Annotated in this window: 13 protein-coding genes; 7 read left to right on the top strand and 6 right to left on the bottom strand. The window is 67.4% G+C overall.

Annotated features, from left to right (window positions below; genetic code table 11):
- Window positions 1-24: 24 nt before the first annotated feature.
- Window positions 25-1,782, bottom strand: coding sequence for a cation:proton antiporter (locus tag VSR82_RS05085; protein ID WP_368586798.1), 1,758 nt, complete (start codon window positions 1,780-1,782; stop codon window positions 25-27).
- Between the two features lie 208 nt (window positions 1,783-1,990).
- On the opposite strand from VSR82_RS05085, the gene VSR82_RS05090 reads away from it, so the two are divergent.
- The 7 genes from VSR82_RS05090 (at window position 1,991) to guaD (ending at window position 11,928) form a co-directional block, all read left to right on the top strand.
- Complete coding sequence (locus VSR82_RS05090) at window positions 1,991-3,370, top strand: amidase (protein WP_429458344.1); 1,380 nt, start codon at window positions 1,991-1,993, stop codon at window positions 3,368-3,370.
- A 94-nt stretch (window positions 3,371-3,464) separates the two neighbouring features.
- On the top strand, window positions 3,465-3,974 hold the full coding sequence (locus VSR82_RS05095) for a disulfide bond formation protein B (RefSeq protein WP_368586800.1): 510 nt from the start codon (window positions 3,465-3,467) through the stop codon (window positions 3,972-3,974).
- 321 nt (window positions 3,975-4,295) lie between these two features.
- A complete protein-coding gene (xdhA, locus tag VSR82_RS05100) occupies window positions 4,296-5,834 on the top strand; it encodes a xanthine dehydrogenase small subunit (RefSeq protein ID WP_368586801.1) in 1,539 nt (512 codons plus the stop codon).
- Window positions 5,834-8,323: a xanthine dehydrogenase molybdopterin binding subunit gene (gene xdhB / locus VSR82_RS05105; RefSeq protein ID WP_429458341.1), complete on the top strand. Its 2,490-nt coding sequence runs from the start codon at window positions 5,834-5,836 to the stop codon at window positions 8,321-8,323. Before xdhA ends, xdhB begins: the two co-directional genes overlap by 1 nt.
- Window positions 8,304-9,320, top strand: a complete 1,017-nt coding sequence (gene xdhC, locus VSR82_RS05110) for a xanthine dehydrogenase accessory protein XdhC (RefSeq protein ID WP_429458339.1) — start codon at window positions 8,304-8,306, stop codon at window positions 9,318-9,320. The genes xdhB and xdhC overlap by 20 nt, the downstream gene beginning before the upstream one ends.
- A 48-nt stretch (window positions 9,321-9,368) precedes the next feature.
- The gene (locus VSR82_RS05115) at window positions 9,369-10,418 is read left to right on the top strand and encodes an adenosine deaminase (protein ID WP_429458337.1); all 1,050 of its coding nucleotides are present in this window, start codon (window positions 9,369-9,371) and stop codon (window positions 10,416-10,418) included.
- Window positions 10,419-10,563: 145 nt separating this feature from the next.
- The gene (gene guaD / locus VSR82_RS05120; RefSeq protein WP_368584890.1) at window positions 10,564-11,928 is read left to right on the top strand and encodes a guanine deaminase; all 1,365 of its coding nucleotides are present in this window, start codon (window positions 10,564-10,566) and stop codon (window positions 11,926-11,928) included.
- A 35-nt stretch (window positions 11,929-11,963) separates the two neighbouring features.
- Here the strand turns inward: guaD and VSR82_RS05125 are convergent, their stop codons facing one another.
- From VSR82_RS05125 to VSR82_RS05145, 5 genes are read right to left on the bottom strand one after another with little or no spacing between them, the layout of a single operon-like run.
- A complete protein-coding gene (locus tag VSR82_RS05125) occupies window positions 11,964-13,208 on the bottom strand; it encodes an NAD(P)/FAD-dependent oxidoreductase (RefSeq protein WP_498857509.1) in 1,245 nt (414 codons plus the stop codon).
- Window positions 13,205-14,485 (bottom strand): beta-ketoacyl-[acyl-carrier-protein] synthase family protein, encoded by a 1,281-nt coding sequence (locus tag VSR82_RS05130; protein ID WP_429458333.1) that lies wholly within the window; start codon window positions 14,483-14,485, stop codon window positions 13,205-13,207. The genes VSR82_RS05125 and VSR82_RS05130 overlap by 4 nt, the downstream gene beginning before the upstream one ends.
- Window positions 14,482-15,708 carry a beta-ketoacyl-ACP synthase gene (locus VSR82_RS05135; RefSeq protein ID WP_429458331.1) on the bottom strand — a complete coding sequence of 409 codons (1,227 nt, stop codon included), beginning with the start codon at window positions 15,706-15,708 and terminating at the stop codon, window positions 14,482-14,484. Before VSR82_RS05135 ends, VSR82_RS05130 begins: the two co-directional genes overlap by 4 nt.
- Window positions 15,708-16,433, bottom strand: coding sequence for a 3-ketoacyl-ACP reductase FabG2 (locus VSR82_RS05140; RefSeq protein ID WP_013090176.1), 726 nt, complete (start codon window positions 16,431-16,433; stop codon window positions 15,708-15,710). Before VSR82_RS05140 ends, VSR82_RS05135 begins: the two co-directional genes overlap by 1 nt.
- The gene (locus VSR82_RS05145; RefSeq protein ID WP_368584895.1) at window positions 16,430-16,918 is read right to left on the bottom strand and encodes a hotdog family protein; all 489 of its coding nucleotides are present in this window, start codon (window positions 16,916-16,918) and stop codon (window positions 16,430-16,432) included. The genes VSR82_RS05140 and VSR82_RS05145 overlap by 4 nt, the downstream gene beginning before the upstream one ends.
- Window positions 16,919-16,923 lie beyond the last annotated feature (5 nt).

A 16,923-nucleotide genomic window follows, 5' to 3' on the forward strand; every position in this document is an offset into this window, starting at 1 on the left:
GAGGCCTTACACAAACCCTCTGAATCAAGGGTCTGGCCGCTCGTCGAAAGTCTCCCGCAACGCGATCTGCATCGACGCGTGAATCTTCACGCACCATCGCCACACGAGCGTGAGCAGCAGCGCGGCGCACACGAGCACCGCGACGAGCAGGCCCGTCGGCGGCAGGATGCTGCCAGACAACGCCGCCACCAGCAGAAACACGCCGATCATCGACACAATCGGCACGAGATCGGCGATCGCGTGACGCAACGCGCTGGTGAAGCGCCCTGCGGTAGTCTGCTGCACGCTGACTTCGGCGAGCAGCAGCGCGAGCGACTTGGTCTTGCGATACACGGCCACGAGGAACGGCAGCGACACCAGCAGCGCGACACTCCACTGCACGACGCGTTGCAAGGGCTCCTCGTCGAGCCAGTGCGCGAGCAGCCGGCCGCTATGCGGCGCGCTATACGACACGACGAGGAAAATCGCCGCGACGAGCGCGAGATTCACCGCGATCTGCAATACGATGCGCCGCGTCATGCTGATCAGCGTCGGCTCGCCGCGCGCCGCGATCAAACTGCGCAGCCATTGCCCGTACATGCCGAACGCGTTGGATAAGGTGGCGGGCATCGCGTTGGCGATGCGACGCGTCAGCGGATCGGCGACGCGGATCAGATAGGGTGTCGTCAGCGTGGTCAACGCCGACACGGCGACCGCGATCGGATACAGAAACCCGCTCGTCACCTTCAACGTCAAGCCGAGCGTCGCGATGATGAACGAGAACTCGCCGATCTGCGACACGGTCATGCCGACGCGCATCGACGTGCGCCCGTCCTGCCCCGACAGAAACGCGCCGAGCCCGCACGACACGATCTTGCCGACGATCACCGCGAGCGTGATCACGGCGATCGGCCATCCATAGTCGAGTATCACGGCCGGGTTCAGCATCAGTCCGATCGTCACGAAGAAGATCGCGGAAAACGCGTCGCGCAGCGGCGCGATCAGATGCTCGATCCGATGCAGATGGCGCGACTCCGCCATGATCGCGCCGATCAGAAACGCGCCGAGCGCGATGCTGTAATCGAGCTTGACGACCAGCAGACAGAAGCCGAAGCAGAAGCCGAGCACGGACACGAGCATCATCTCGCTGCTGCCGGTGCGCGCGACGTAGTTCAGCGCGCGCGGCACGAGCAGCACGCCGACCAGCAGCGACACCGTCATGAACAGCAGCAGCTTGCCGAGCGTGACGGCCGCGAGCCCGGCCGACAACTGCCCGGTCTGCGCGATGCCGGTCAGCAGCACGAGCATCGCGATGCCGAGAATGTCCTCGACGATCAGAATGCCGAACACGAGTTGCGCGAAGCTTTCGCGTTTAAGTCCGAGGTCGGACAGTGCCTTCACGATGATCGTCGTCGACGAGATCGCGAGGATTGCGCCGAGGAACAGCGAATCCATCGGGCTCCAGCCGAATGCATTGCCGATCGCGTAGCCGATCCACAGCATCAGCACGATCTCGGACAGCGCGGCGACGATCGCGGTCGCGCCGACCTTGAACAGCTTGCGCAGGCTGAATTCGAGGCCCAGCGAAAACATCAGGAACACGACGCCCAGCTCGCCGAGCGTCTGAATCGTCTGTTCGTCATGGATCAGCTGGAACGGCGGCGTGTACGGTCCGATGATCACGCCGGCCACGATATAGCCGAGCACCACCGGCTGCTTCAGGCGATGGAACAGCACGGTGACGACGCCCGCCAGCGCCATCACGACGGCCAGATCCTGGATGAAGCCAATGCCATGGTGCATGAGCGCTTTCCTTACAAACGGTAATCTCGGAAGGCGCAGTGTAACAAACGGGCCGGCGATGTTTTTGGCGAATTCGCGCGCCGCGCCGGCCCTAGCAGGCCGCTCGGCCGCAAAACCTTGCTCTACAATGCGGACGGACCTTTCCGTTGGCTCGACACCGCCCCGCTCACGCGCCCGAGCCGCGCTCAACTGGATCTCTACCGACATCATGGCCACTGACTTCCCCCCGTTCCCGCCGCTTGCCCAGCTCGCCGCCGATCTCGCCGCCGGCCGCACCACCAGCCGTGCGCTCGTCGAAACCGCGCTCGAGCGAATCGCCGATCCTGCCGGCCAGGGCGCCGCCGTCTTCATGCACGTCGACGCCGATGCCGCGCGCGCCGCCGCCGACGCGCACGACCGCCTGCGCGCGGCCGGCACCGTGCTGTCGCCGCTCGCCGGGATTCCGGTATCGGTCAAGGACCTGTTCGACATCGAAGGCCAGCGGACCCGCGCGGGTTCGGTCGTGCTCGCCGATGCGCCACCCGCGAAAGCCGACGCGGTCGCGGTTGCGCGGCTGAAGCGGGCCGGCGCGGTGATCGTCGGGCGCACCAACATGAGCGAGTTCGCGTTTTCCGGGCTCGGACTGAATCCGCACTACGGCCATCCGTTGTCGCCGTACCGGCGCGGGGTGAAGGGCGACGAGCGGGTTTCGGGCGGCTCGTCGTCGGGCGCGGCGGCGTCGGTCGCCGACGGGATGGCCGCGGTCGCGCTCGGCACCGACACCGGCGGCTCGATCCGCATTCCGGCCGCGCTATGCGGGCTGACCGGCTTCAAGCCGACCGCCGCGCGCATCCCGAAGCAAGGCGGCGTGCCGCTGTCGTCGACGCTCGATTCGTTCGGGCCGATCGGCGTATCGGTCGCCTGCTGCGCGCTGGTCGACCGGATGCTCGCCGGGCTCGAGCCACGCATCCCGGCCGCGCGGCCGCTCGAAGGCGTGCGCCTCGGCGTGCTGACCAATTTCGTGACCGACGGCGTCGAGCCCGAAGTCGCGCGCGCGATCGACACCGCGCTCAAACACCTGGAGGCGGCTGGCGCGATCGTCAGCGAGGTGCGCTTCGCCCCGCTCGACCGCCTGCCGGAAATCAACCGCTTCGGCTTTTCGCCGATCGAGGCATATGCGTGGCATCGCCCGCTGCTCGACAGGCATCGCGAGCAGTACGACCCGCGCGTGCTCGTGCGCATCATGAAAGGACAGCCGGCCACCGCGGTCGACTACCTGGACTTGCTCGCCGAGCGCGCCGCGATGCTCGATGAAGCCGCGCGCACGCTGTGGCAGCGTTTCGACGCGGTCGTCGCGCCGACGGCGCCGGTCGTGCCGCCGCGCCTCGCCGACCTGCTGCACGACGACGACACGTTCGGCCACACTAACGCGCTGATCCTGCGCAACCCGAGCGCGTTCAACTTCCTCGATAGCTGCGCGCTGTCGCTGCCGTGCCATCTGCGCGGCGACGCGCCGGTCGGCCTGATGCTGGCGGGCGCGCCGCACGCCGACGACGCGCTGCTTGCAATCGGCCGCGCGGCCGAGGCGGTGTTGAACGCGATCCGTTAAAGCGCGGCAATCGTCAGGCGATAAGCGGCGCGAAAGGCGTTCGCGCTAGAATCGCCGGCACCCGCTCTATCGTCTCCAGACCAATCGAAGATCCATGACTAACGACTCCGCGATGCTGCGCCGCGAGCGCACCCTGCTGAATCTGCTCGGCCTGATCTGTCTCGCCCTCGTAGGCGGTGCGCTGTACCTGCAGTTCGGCCTGCGCGAAGACCCGTGCCCGCTGTGCATCATCCAGCGCTATTTCTTTCTGCTGATCGCGATCTTCGCGTTCCTCGGCGCGCGCTTCAAGAACTGGCGCGGCGTGCGCCTGCTCGAAGTGATGGCTGCGCTGTCGGCGCTCGCCGGCATCGCCACCGCCGCGCGCCATGTGTATATCCAGGCGAATCCTGGCTTCAGCTGCGGCTTCGACGCGCTGCAGCCGATCGTCGACAGCCTGCCGCCCGCCCACTGGCTGCCGAGCGTGTTCAAGGTGGCGGGCCTGTGCGAAACCGCGTATCCGCCGATTCTCGGGCTCACGCTGCCGATGTGGTCGGGGGTCGCGTTTATCGTCGCGTTCGCCGCGCTGATGCTGAGCCTGGTACGCAATCGCCATCGGGTGTCCTGACGACCGATCCGCTTTGCCTATGACGCCGGACTTCGTGTCGCCCATGCTCGGGCCACCGAAGTCCGGCGTTTTTTTCTGCGTGATGTTCACCGATCGCGCACCATTGTGGTCGCCCGCCGCCCCGCGCGCGCAACTTCTCGCTGCCGCGCGAATCGTACCAGGATCATGATCGCCGCCGCATGAGCTTCATGCGACGCGGGAAATATTTTCGAGCCGGCGTAGTGCTATCTTCGGGTATGGATGGCGATCTACGTGCGCGAGGCCGGCTTTTGCGACCCCATGCGTAACGCGCGCCCGGTCCGCACTGTCTTCCGATTCGCCATGACAACGCAAACCATCCGCTTCTATCACCAGGGGTCCGTCCGCGAGGTCGCGGGCGTTCCGGCGACGCGCACCGTGCTGCAGCACCTGCGCGAGGACTTACGCTGCACCGGCACCAAGGAAGGCTGCGCGGAAGGCGACTGCGGCGCGTGCACGGTCGTGATCGGCGAACTCGACGCGCGCGGCGAACTCGCGCTGAAGGCGATCAACGCCTGCATCCAGTTCCTGCCGACGCTCGACGGCCGCGCCCTCTTCACCGTCGAAGACCTGCGCGCCGCGAACGGCGCGCTGCATCCGGTGCAGCAGGCGCTAGTCGACTGTCACGGTTCGCAATGCGGCTTCTGCACGCCCGGCTTCGTGATGTCGATGTGGGCGCTCTACGAAAACCAGCCCGCCAGCGCCGGCCTGCCGACCCGCGACGAAATCGACGCCGCGCTGTCCGGCAATCTGTGCCGCTGCACCGGCTACCGGCCGATCATCGATGCCGCGCAGAAGATGTTCGACTACGCGCAGCATCCGCGCGTCTCGCTCGATCGCGATGCGATCGCCGCCACGCTGCGCACGCTGCAACGCAAAGACACGTTCGAATACAGCGCGCCCGACAGCCGTGGCGCCACATTCGGCTCACCCACCTTCCACGCCCCGCTCACGCCCGACGCGTTCGCGACGCTGCGCGCGCAGCATCCGGACGCGCGCATCGTCGCGGGCAGCACCGACGTCGGCTTGTGGGTCACCAAGCAGTTTCGCGATCTCGGCGACCTGCTGTACATCGGCAACGTCGCCGAGTTGAAAACGATCGCGCGCGACGCGCAAACGCTGACCATCGGCGCGGCGGTCTCGCTCGAAGACGCGTACGCGGCGCTCACCGCCGACTATCCCGAGCTCGCCGAACTATGGACCCGCTTCGCATCGCTGCCGATCCGCAATGCGGGCACGCTCGGTGGCAACGTCGCGAACGGCTCGCCGATCGGCGATTCGATGCCGGCACTGCTCGCGCTCGGCGCCGAGGTCGAGCTGCGCCGCGATCGCACGACCCGCACGCTGCCGCTCGATGCGTTCTACCTCGGCTATCAGAAGACCGCGCTCGCGGCCGGTGAATTCGTCAGCGCGCTGCGCGTGCCGCGTCCGGCCGGCGCACTGCGGTTTCGCACCTATAAGGTGGCGAAGCGTTACGACCAGGACATCTCGGCGGTGTGCGCGGCGTTTGCGTTGCACGTCGCGCAAGACGGCACGATCCGCGCGGCCCGCGTCGCGTTCGGCGGCATGGCGGCGACACCGAAGCGCGCCGCGCATGCCGAAGCCGTGCTCGACGGCGCGGCGTGGAACGATGAGACGGCCCGCCGCGCGATGGACGCGCTCGCCGCCGATTACCAGCCGCTCACCGACATGCGCGCGTCGAGCGCGTATCGGCTGAAGGTCGCGCGCAATCTGCTGTGGCGCTTCTACCTCGAAACGCGCGACGACGCGCCGCTCGCGCTGTGCGACGTCAACGCGTTCGCGTTCGAGCCCGACGCAACCGTCGCGAAGGAGTCGCCGTGATGAACCGCACCGATGCCTTTATCGAACGCGCGGGTGAGCGTGCCGAGCATCGCGACGACGCGTCGATCGGCGTGCCGCTACCGCACGAATCCGCCGCGCTGCACGTGAGCGGCGAAGCGACTTACACCGACGATATCGCCGAGCTGCACGGCACGCTGCACGCGGCGCTCGGCCTGTCGCGCCATGCGCATGCGCGGATCGTGTCGATGGATCTCGACGCGGTCAGAAACGCGCCCGGCGTGATCGCGGTGCTGAGCGCCGACGACATCCCCGGCGAAAATAATTGCGGCCCGGTGCTGCACGACGACCCGATCCTCGCCGACGGCGAAGTGCTGTACCTCGGCCAGCCCGTCTTCGCGGTGATCGCCGAAACTCACGAACTCGCCCGCCGCGCGGCCGCGCTCGCGAAAAGCGACGACGTGATCCGCTACGAGCCGCTCGACGCGATCCTCACCGCCGCCGATGCCAAAGCCGCGAAGCAGTTCGTGCTGCCGCCGCTGCATCTGCGGCGCGGCGATCCGGACGCGAAGATCGCCGCCGCGCCGCATCGGCTCGCCGGCACGTTCGAGGTCGGCGGCCAGGAGCAGTTCTATCTCGAAGGCCAGATCGCCTATGCGGTGCCCAAGGAGATGGACGGCTTGCTCGTCTACAGTTCGACGCAGCATCCGAGCGAAATGCAGCAAGTGGTCGCGCATATGCTCGACTGGCCCGCGCATAACGTCGTGTGCGAATGCCGGCGCATGGGCGGCGGTTTCGGCGGCAAGGAATCGCAATCGGCGCTATTCGCGTGCGTGGCCGCGCTCGCGGCGCAACGCTTGCGTCGGCCGGTCAAGCTGCGCGCCGATCGCGACGACGACTTCCTGATCACCGGCAAGCGCCACGACGCGGTCTACGAATACGACGCGGGTTTCGACGATCAAGGCCGCCTGCTTGGCGTACGCGTCGAAATCGCGCTGCGCGCCGGCTATTCGGCGGATCTGTCCGGCGCGGTCGCGACGCGCGCGGTATGCCACTTCGACAACGCGTACTCCCTGCCCGACGTCGATATCGTCGCACTGTGCTGCAAGACCAATACGCAGTCGAACACCGCGTTTCGCGGCTTCGGCGGACCACAGGGCGCGCTCGTGATGGAGGTGCTGCTCGACGGCATCGCGCGCGAGTTGCGGCTAGATCCGCTCGACGTGCGGCTCGCGAATTACTACGGCGTCGGCGAACGCGATACGACGCCATACGGACAGCGCGTCGAAGACAACATCATCGCGCCGCTGACCGACGCGCTGCTCGATTCGAGCGACTACCGCGCGCGGCGCGCGGCGCTCGCCGAATTCAATGCGAAGAGTCCCGTACTCAAACGCGGCCTCGCGTTTTCGCCGGTCAAGTTCGGCATCTCGTTCAACGTGCCGTTCCTGAATCAGGCCGGCGCGCTCGTGCACGTGTACAAGGACGGCTCCGTGCTCGTCAATCACGGCGGCACTGAGATGGGCCAGGGGCTCAACACGAAAGTCGCGCAAGTGGTCGCGAATCAGTTCGGCTTGCCGCTATCGCGCGTCCGGGTGACCGCGACGGATACGTCGAAAATCGCCAACACCTCCGCGACCGCGGCTTCCACCGGCAGCGATCTGAACGGCATGGCAGCCGTTGCCGCCGCGCAGACGATCCGCGCCCGCCTCGCCGAAGTCGCAGCGCGCCAGCTCGGCGGCGACGCAAACGACGTGCAGTTCGCGCGCGGCAGCGTAGCGGTGAACGGCGGTGCACTGCCGTTCGAACAGCTCGTCAACGCCGCGTATCTCGCGCGCGTGCAGTTGTGGTCGGACGGCTTCTATGCGACCCCGAAAGTGCATTGGGATGCGAAGACGCTGACCGGTCATCCGTTCTATTACTTTGCGTATGGCGCGGCGGTATCGGAGGTCGTCGTCGATACGCTGACCGGCGAATGGAAGCTCGTGCGCGCCGACGTGTTGCACGACGCGGGCCAATCGATCAATCCGGCGATCGATCTCGGCCAGATCGAAGGCGGCTTCATTCAGGGCATGGGCTGGCTCACCACCGAAGAGCTGTGGTGGAACCGCGACGGCCGCCTGATGACGCACGCGCCGTCGACGTACAAGATTCCCGCGGTCAGCGATACGCCCGCCGCATTCCACGTGCGGCTCTACGACAACAGCAATGCCGAGCCGACCGTATTCCGCTCGAAGGCCGTCGGCGAGCCGCCGTTGCTGCTGCCGTTCTCGGTGTTTCTTGCGATTCGCGACGCGATCGCAGCCGCGGTGCCGGGCGCACGACATGCTCCGCCATTGCGTGCGCCGGCGACGCCCGAGGCGATACTCGACGCGCTGGATGCGTTGAGTGCGTCGAACGCTTCGCAGCACGCAGATCCGACCGCAGCCGCCGCGCATCCCGACGGCGCCGACACCCCCACGCCACCCGCCGCGCCGACACCCGACGCGGCCCCGCAAGGAGAATCGCCGGATGCAAGCCTGGCTCACTGACCTGCAACATCTGCTCGCACATGGCGACGCCGCCGTGCTGGTGACGGTCGCGCGCGTCGAAGGTTCGGCGCCGCGCGAAGCCGGCACGAAGATGATCGTCACGCGCGACGCGGCCAAGCATACGATCGGCGGCGGCCACCTCGAATGGAAGGCGATCGAGACCGCGCGCCAGGTGCTGCGCGACGGCATGCGCGCACCGCACATGCGGCGGCTCGAACGCTTCGCGCTGGGGCCGAGCCTCGGGCAGTGCTGCGGCGGCGCGGTGATCCTCGCATTCGAGCGGCTCGACGTCGGCGATCTCGGCTGGCTCGCGTCGCTCGCCAAGCGCCTCGCGGCGGGGCAATCGACGGTGCGTAGCGTATCATTCGGCCCCGCGCCGGATGCGGTGATGCTGTCCGAGCCCGAGCCCGGCATCGACGCCGCCGACTGCCTGCTGTGGGACGGCGCCGGTTTCGACGACAGCAGCGCGCTCTTGACCGAAACCATCGCGCCGGGCGAATTCGCAGTCGTGCTGTTCGGCGCCGGCCACGTCGGCGCGGCGCTCGTGCGCGTGCTCGCGACGCTGCCCTGCTCGGTGCGCTGGGTCGACGAGCGCGACGCGCAGTTTCCGCCGCTCGATACTCTGCACGCGCCGAACGTGACGATCGACGCGAACGACGCCCCCGACGAAGCGATCGATCAGGCCGCGCCGAACACGTACTTCATCGTGATGACGCACAACCACGCGCGCGATCTCGACCTCGCCCAGCGCATCCTGCGGCGCGGCGACTTCGCGTTCTTCGGCATGATCGGCTCGCACACCAAGCGCAAGCAGTTCGAGCACCGGCTAGCGGCGCACGGCATCGATCCGGCGCGGATCGCGCGGATGAAGTGTCCGCTCGGCGTCGACGGCATCGTCGACAAGTCGCCCGAGGTCATCGCGATCTCGGCGGCCGCGCAGGTGTTGCAGGCGGTCGAGGCGAACGCGGGCGCGCGCCACGCGACGCAGGCGGTCTGATTCGCGAGCCGCGCCGCTCACTACCCCATTACACAATTCCAAATCACCATGAATACGACAACCGCTACCCCCGCTTCCGTCGTTGCGCTCGCCGACAAAACCGCGCGCGCACCGAAGGCCGAGCTGCATATCCACATCGAAGGCTCGCTCGAACCCGAGCTGATTTTCGCGCTCGCGCAGCGCAACGGCGTGAAGCTCGCGTACGACTCGGTGGAAGCCTTGCGCGCCGCCTATGCGTTCACCGATCTGCAATCGTTCCTCGACATCTACTACGCGGGCGCGAGCGTGCTGCTGCACGAGCAGGACTTCTACGACATGACGATGGCCTACGTCGAGCGCTGCGTCGCCGACAACGTCGTGCATAGCGAAATCTTCTTCGACCCGCAGACGCACACCGAGCGCGGCGTGCGGATCGCAACGGTGGTGGCCGGCATCGAACGCGCGCTCGCCGACGCGGAGAAGCGCGGCATCACGAGCAAGCTGATCCTGTGTTTCCTGCGCCATCTGTCCGAGGACGATGCGCTCGCCACCTTCGACGAAGCGCTGCCCCTGTTCGAACAGTACAAGCATCGGCTGATCGGCGTGGGCCTCGATTCGTCGGAGCGCGGTCATCCGCCGTCGAAGTTCGAGCGCGTGTTCGCGAAGGCGCGCGCGCTCGGTCTGAAGCTCGTCGCGCATGCGGGCGAGGAAGGCCCGCCGTCCTACATCTACGAAGCGCTCGACGTGCTGAAGGTCGATCGCGTCGATCACGGCGTGCGCAGCATCGAGGACCCGGCGCTCGTCACGCGCCTCGCCGACACGCGCGTCGCGCTCACCGTGTGCCCGCTGTCTAATCTGAAGCTGTGCGTGTTCGACGACCTGACCAAGCACACGCTGAAGGACCTGCTCGATCGCGGCGTCGCGGTGACCGTCAATTCCGACGATCCGGCCTATTTCGGCGGCTACGTGAACGCGAACTATCTGGCGACGATCGACGCGCTGAAGCTCGACGACGCCGAGGTCTACACGATCATCCGCAACGGCTTCGAGGCGTCGTTCGTGACGCCCGAGGAACGCGCGATGCTGATCGCTAAGCTAGACGCGCACTGGCGGCAGTAAGCCGCGCGTCAATGGATTTCAACTGACCGGCCTCGACTGACGTCGGCGGCCAGCGGATTCGCTTCGTTCGGGGATCGGTAAGACCCCGAACGGGGCAACCGCTGCCTGCGCCGCCCAGCTTTCAACATTCGGAGACAGCTTTTCCATGACTGAATCGGCTCATACCACGCAAGCGGCACAAACTGCATTCCGTGCGCCGCTGTTGACCTTCAACGGCGATCCGGCGCACGCGCCGAACGCCGCTGTCTTTCACGAGGACGGTCTGTTGATCGTCGAAGACGGCCGCGTCGTCGCAGCGGACGCGTACGCGGCGCTCGCGTCGCGGCTCGCGCCCGGCACGCAGATCGTGGAGCGGCGCGACAAGCTGATCGTGCCGGGCTTCATCGATACGCACATCCACTATCCGCAGACCGACATGATCGCGTCGCCGGCGCCGGGTCTGCTGCCGTGGCTCGATACGTACACGTTCCCGACCGAGCGCCGCTTCGCCGACATCGACCACGCGCGCGACACCGCGAGCTTTTTCGTCGACGAACTGCTCGCCTGCGGCACGACGACCGCGCTCGTGTACTGCACGGTGCACAAGGAATCCGCCGATGCCCTGTTCGCCGAGAGCGAAGCACGCAATCTGCGCATGGTCGCGGGCAAGGTGCTGATGGACCGCCACTGCCCGGAGTTCCTGCGCGACACCGCGCAATCGGGCTACGACGACAGCGCCGAGCTGATCGGCCGCTGGCACAACCGCGGCCGTCAGATGTACGCGCTGACGCCGCGCTTCGCGCCGACCTCGACCGAAGCGCAGCTCGAAGCCTGCGGCGCGCTCGCGCGACTGCATCCGGACGTATTCATCCAGAGCCACGTCGCGGAAAACACCGACGAAGTGAAATGGGTCGCCGAGCTGTTCCCCGGCCACCGCAGCTATCTCGACATTTACGATCACTACGGGCTGTTGCGCCGTCGCGCGGTGTACGGCCATTGCATCTACCTCGACGACGAGGACCGCAAACGCATGGCGCAAACCGGCGCGCTGGCGTCGCACTGCCCGACGTCGAACCTGTTCCTCGGCAGCGGGCTGTTCGACTTCGAGAAGGCCGACTCGGCCGGCATGCCGATCGCGCTCGCGACCGACGTCGGCGGCGGTACGTCGTTCTCGATGCTGCAGACGATGAACGAAGCGCACAAGGTTGCGCGCCTCGGCGGCCATCATCTGACCGCGACGCGGATGTTCTATCTGGCGACCGCCGGCGCGGCAGATGCGCTCGATCTCGGCGACAAGGTTGGCACGCTGCGGGACGGCTCAGAAGCGGACTTCGTCGTGCTCGACCCGCAAGCGACGCCGCTGCTCGCGCGCCGCACCGCGCGGCGCGAATCGCTCGAGGAGTTGTTGTTCGCGTTCGCGCTGCTCGGCGACGATCGCGCGGTGTACGAAACGTATGCGGCCGGCAAGCGCGTGCATCGCCGCGACGACGCGCGCCAGCACGTACCGGGGCGCGCGAAGATCGCGGCTTGAGCATTTGACCTAGGCGGCTCGGATCGCTGCGCGCCTCAGCCCGCCTTGCACACCTCGTGCAACGCGTTGAGCCGCCGCACCGGGTCGGCGACATACGGATTCGACTCGTCCCACGCATAACCGGCGAGCACCGCGCAGATCATCCGACGGATCGGCGTCACCTGCTCCGGGTAGTAGATGATGTCCTGCAGCTCGCCCGTGTACCAGCGCTCGACGAACGCGCGGAAGGTGTCGATGCCCTTGCGCAACGGCACGTCGTAAGCGGCTGACCAGTCCACCGTCTCGCCGTCGAGCTGCCGGTTCAGCGCGCGCGCCGCCAGATGCGCGGAGCGCAGCGCGATCGTCACCCCCGACGAAAACACTGGATCGAGAAACTCGCCCGCATTGCCGAGCAGCGCATAGCCCGGCCCGTGCAGACTCGCGACGTTCGCCGCGTAGCCGCCGATTCTCCGTACCGGCATCAGGAACGACGCCTGCCCGATCAGCCGGTTCAGCGTCGGCTCCTGCTGGATCAGCGCGCGCAGCGCCACCTCGCGCTCTCCTTCCGGCACGTCGAGAAAACTCGCCTCGGCCACACATCCCACCGACGAACGGCCGCCCGCGAGCGGAATCATCCAGAACCACACGTCGCGACGCTCGGGATGCGTCGCGATGCAGATCTTGTTGCGATCGATGTCGTCGAGCGCAAGGCCGTCGCACACGTGTGTGAACAATGCGGCGCGCGTCGGCATGCGCGTCGGGGTCTCCAGCTTCAGCAGGCGCGGCAGCACGCGCCCGAAGCCGCTCGCATCGAGCACGAAACGCGCTTCGATCTGATACGTGTGCCCCGCTTCATCGACGACGTCGAGCAGAGGCGCCGCGCCAGTCTGCACTGCGCTCACCGTGTGGCCGAAGCGCACGTCGGCGCCCTGCGCGGCCGCGCAGCGAATCAGCACGTCGTCGAACAGCGCGCGTTCGACCTGGTACGTGGTGCCCCAGCCAGGCGAATGCTTGTCGCGGAAGTCGAACGACGAGGTCTGGTCGCGATATACAAAGTGCGCGCCGTTCTTGTACTGGAAACCCGCCTCGACGACGGCCTGCAGCATGCCGGCCTCTTCGAGGTACGCCATGCTTTGCGGCAACAGGCTCTCGCCGATCGAGAAGCGCGGAAAATGCTGCCGCTCCAGCACCAGCACCGAGCGGCCCGTCTTGCGCAATAGCGCCGCAGCTACCGCGCCGGCCGGACCCGCGCCGATGATCGCAACGTCGACCACGGTCGGCTTTGAAGAATCGCTGTTCAAATCACTCCTCCAACGGTTTGCATGGGCGGCCGCGCCGTATGCGCGCCGCGCCATGCTTCGAACATCAGGCTCGCGCAACTGCCGCCGAACCCGAATGAAACCGACATCGCCGTGTCGATGCGCGCGTCGCGCGTGACGCGCACGAGCGGCATGTCGCGCACTTGCGGCTCGGGCGTATCGACCAGCGCGGTGCCGGTGATAAAGCCGTCGCGCATCATCAGCAGCGTATAGATCGCTTCGTGCGCGCCGCACGCGCCGATCGAATGTCCTGTCATGCCCTTGGTCGACGAAAACGCGGGCACCCCTTGCGCCGATGCATCGAACACGTCGCGCAACGCGTGCAGTTCTTCGACATCGCCGAGCGGCGTCGACGGCGCATGCGTGTTCACGTAGTCGGGACGCCGCCCCGCCTGCGCGAGCGCGCCGCGCATCGCACGCGCGATGCCGGCCGCACGCGGCGCGACCATGCCCGCGCGATCGGTGCAATCGCCGAAGCCCGTCAGCTCCGCGTAGATGCGCGCGCCGCGTGCGAGCGCATGATCGAGCGCTTCGAGCACCAGCACGCCGCCGCCCGATGCGATCACGAAGCCGTCGCGCTGCGTGTCGTACGGACGCGATGCGCTCAGCGGCGTGTCGTTGAAGCGGCGCGACAACGCCCCCATCGCGTCGAACATCAGCGTCGTGTTGTCGTGCAGCGCTTCGCTGCCGCCTGCGAGCACGATCTGCTGGCGGCCGGTCTGGATCAGTTGCATCGCCTGACCGATCGCGAGCGCCGACGTCGTGCATGCCGACGACGGCGAATAGCTGACGCCTTCGAGCCCGAACATCTGCGCGACGTTCGCCGACGCGGTGCTGCTCATTGCGTGCGGCACCGTGTACGGCGGCGCCTTGTCGACGCCGCGCGTTTGCGCGATCGCGAGTGCCGCGTCGTAGCTCGCGAGCGTGCCGACGCCCGAGCCGATCACGACTCCAGCACGCGGCGACTGCAACGAAGCGAGGTCGAGCCCCGCATCGTCGATCGCGCGCCGCGCCGCGTGGCACGCGAAACGCGCGGTGTCGCCCATGAAGCGATCGAGCTTGCGCTCGAACGGCGTCTCCTGCGCGACCGACGCGACGCCGGCAACCTGCGATGCAAATCCGCGCTCGCGCCACGCGTCGATACGCTCGATGCGCGAGCGACCCGCGCGCAACGCCGCGCAGACCTCGTCGAGCGTATTGCCGAGACACGACACGATGCCCATGCCGGTCACGACCACACGTTGCAAGCCGCCGCTCATCGAACGCGCCGGAAAATCAGCGACGTGTTGATGCCGCCGAACGCGAAGTTGTTGCTCATCACATACTCGGCGTCGATCTCGCGCGCGCCGCCGACGATGTAATCGAGCGGCGCGCAAGCCGGATCGACGTGGTCGAGATTTAGCGTCGGCACGTACCAGTTGCGCTTCATCATCTCGATCGTCCACCACGCCTCGATCGCGCCGCACGCGCCGAGCGTATGGCCGACATAGCTTTTCAGCGAGCTGATCGGCATGCGCGCGCCGAAGGTCTGCGCGGTCGCGTGGCTTTCGGCGATGTCGCCGCGATCGGTCGACGTACCGTGCGCGTTCACATAGGCAATCGCCTCGGGCGGCAATCGCGCGTCGCGCAGCGCGAGCCGCATCGCGAGCGCCATCGTGTCGGCGGTCGGTTGCGTCATGTGCGCGCCGTCCGAGTTGCAGCCGAAGCCGACAACCTCGGCATGAATCCGCGCGCCGCGCGCCACTGCGTGCTCGTACTCTTCCAGCACCAGCGTCGCCGCGCCCTCGCCGACCACGAGACCATCGCGCGCGGCATCGAACGGACGCGGCGTCAGATGCGGCTCGTCGTTACGCGTGCTGGTCGCGTACAGCGTGTCGAACACGGCGACTGCCGGACCCGACAACTCTTCCGCGCCGCCCGCGAGCATCAGCGTCTGCTTGCCGGACTGGATCGCCTCGTACGCATAGCCGATCGCCTGGCTGCCCGACGCGCACGCGCACGAAGTCGGGATGATGCGGCCTTTGAGGTCCCAGAACAGGCTCACGTTGACGGCCGTCGTGTGCGGCATCATCTGCACGTAGCTGTTCGACGTGACGTTGTTCATCGAGCCGGTTTCGAGCATCGTGCCGAACGCGCGGATCGGCTGCACCGAGCCCGACGACGAACCGTACGCGACGCCCATGCGGCCGTCGGCGATGGTCGTGTCATCGGCGAGGCCTGCATCGGCGAGCGCGAGTTCGCTCGCGCGCACCGAGTACAGCGACACCGGGCCCATCGAGCGCACCTTCTTGCGCGGGTAATGCGCGGGGGTCGTGAACCCGGGCAGCGGACACGCGAGGCGCGTATGCAGCGACTCGAAGTAGTCCCACTCGGGCATGCGGCGCACCGCGTTCTCGCCGCGCTTCAGGCGCGCTTCGACCGCGTCCCAGTTATCGCCGAACGCGGTCACGCCACCCATGCCGGTGATGACGACGCGCTTCATCAGACCATCCCGCCGTTCACGCCGATCACCTGGCGCGTCACGTACGACGCGCCATCCGACATCAGAAAGCTCACCACCGACGCGACCTCCGCCGGCTGGCCGACGCGGTTCATCGGTACGGTCTTCAGCGCGTGGTCGACCGTAACCTGTTCGAGCATGCCGGTTTCGATCAGCCCCGGCGCGACGCAATTGACGGTGATATTGCGCGACGCCAGTTCGACCGCGAGCGCCTTGGTCGCGCCGATCAGCCCCGCCTTCGCCGCGCTGTAGTTGACCTGGCCGCGATTGCCCATCACGCCCGACACCGACGCGATCGTGACGATGCGGCCGCCTTGGCGCGCGCGCACCATCGGCATCGTCAGCGGATGCACGACGTTGTAGAACGCATCGAGGCCGGTTTCGATCACGACGTCCCAGTCTTCCTCGGTGAGCGCCGGAAACGCCGCGTCGCGCGTGACCCCCGCGCTGCACACGATGCCGTAGTACGGACCGTGCGCGGCGACGTCGGCTTCGAGCGCCTCGCGGCACGCGGCGCGCTCGCGCACGTCGAATTGCAGCACGCGCGCCGTGCCGCCCTGCGCGGCGATGCCCGTCGCGACCGCGTCGGCTTCGCTGCGTCCGGTGCGGCAATGCACGGTCACGGCGAAACCGTCGGCGGCCAACTTGTACGCAATCGCCCGGCCGATGCCGCGGCTTGCGCCGGTAACGAGAACTCGCCGGCTCATGTACTGATACTCCCTTCGATGAATGACTGGAAATCGGGCGGTTGATACACCTTGATCGCGGCTTCGGCGCAGCGCGCGTCGCCGTCGTCGATCGTGCATTCGTAGGCGCTGTGACCTGCGTCGCTGCGCAGTAGTTCGCTCACGTGAACGTGCAAGCGCGCGCCGCTTCGGAACACCGGCTGCAACGCCTGATAGCTGCGCGAACCGAGCAGCACACCGTGACGCGCATGGCCGCCGCCGCGCATCGCGACGAGCGCGATGTGCGCGGCGATCGCCTGCGCCATCAGCTCGATGCCGATCCACGCGGGCATCGCGCCGGCGGCGTCGGCATACCATGCGTGCGGATCGACGCGGGCGAACGCGCTCAACGTGGTGTCGGCGAACGTGTCGATCGCATCGAGCAGCAGCATGCTGCCGCGATGCGGGATGATCGCCTCGATCGGCTGACGCACGAGTTGCTCGACGGTGAGTGGCGGAGTGGTCATGCGCT

Origin of the sequence: Burkholderia sp. JPY481, assembly GCF_038900515.1 — a bacterium.
Taxonomy (GTDB): domain Bacteria; phylum Pseudomonadota; class Gammaproteobacteria; order Burkholderiales; family Burkholderiaceae; genus Paraburkholderia; species Paraburkholderia youngii.

Coding starts and splice junctions, on each gene's coding strand:
- xdhA (WP_368586801.1), top strand. CDS start 4,296: ATGACAACGCAAACCATCCGCTTCTATCACCAGGGGTCCGTCCGCGAG.
- VSR82_RS05090 (WP_429458344.1), top strand. CDS start 1,991: ATGGCCACTGACTTCCCCCCGTTCCCGCCGCTTGCCCAGCTCGCCGCC.
- VSR82_RS05085 (WP_368586798.1), bottom strand. CDS start 1,782: ATGCACCATGGCATTGGCTTCATCCAGGATCTGGCCGTCGTGATGGCG.
- VSR82_RS05145 (WP_368584895.1), bottom strand. CDS start 16,918: ATGACCACTCCGCCACTCACCGTCGAGCAACTCGTGCGTCAGCCGATC.
- VSR82_RS05115 (WP_429458337.1), top strand. CDS start 9,369: ATGAATACGACAACCGCTACCCCCGCTTCCGTCGTTGCGCTCGCCGAC.
- VSR82_RS05140 (WP_013090176.1), bottom strand. CDS start 16,433: ATGAGCCGGCGAGTTCTCGTTACCGGCGCAAGCCGCGGCATCGGCCGG.
- VSR82_RS05135 (WP_429458331.1), bottom strand. CDS start 15,708: ATGAAGCGCGTCGTCATCACCGGCATGGGTGGCGTGACCGCGTTCGGC.
- VSR82_RS05130 (WP_429458333.1), bottom strand. CDS start 14,485: ATGAGCGGCGGCTTGCAACGTGTGGTCGTGACCGGCATGGGCATCGTG.
- guaD (WP_368584890.1), top strand. CDS start 10,564: ATGACTGAATCGGCTCATACCACGCAAGCGGCACAAACTGCATTCCGT.
- xdhB (WP_429458341.1), top strand. CDS start 5,834: ATGAACCGCACCGATGCCTTTATCGAACGCGCGGGTGAGCGTGCCGAG.
- xdhC (WP_429458339.1), top strand. CDS start 8,304: ATGCAAGCCTGGCTCACTGACCTGCAACATCTGCTCGCACATGGCGAC.
- VSR82_RS05095 (WP_368586800.1), top strand. CDS start 3,465: ATGACTAACGACTCCGCGATGCTGCGCCGCGAGCGCACCCTGCTGAAT.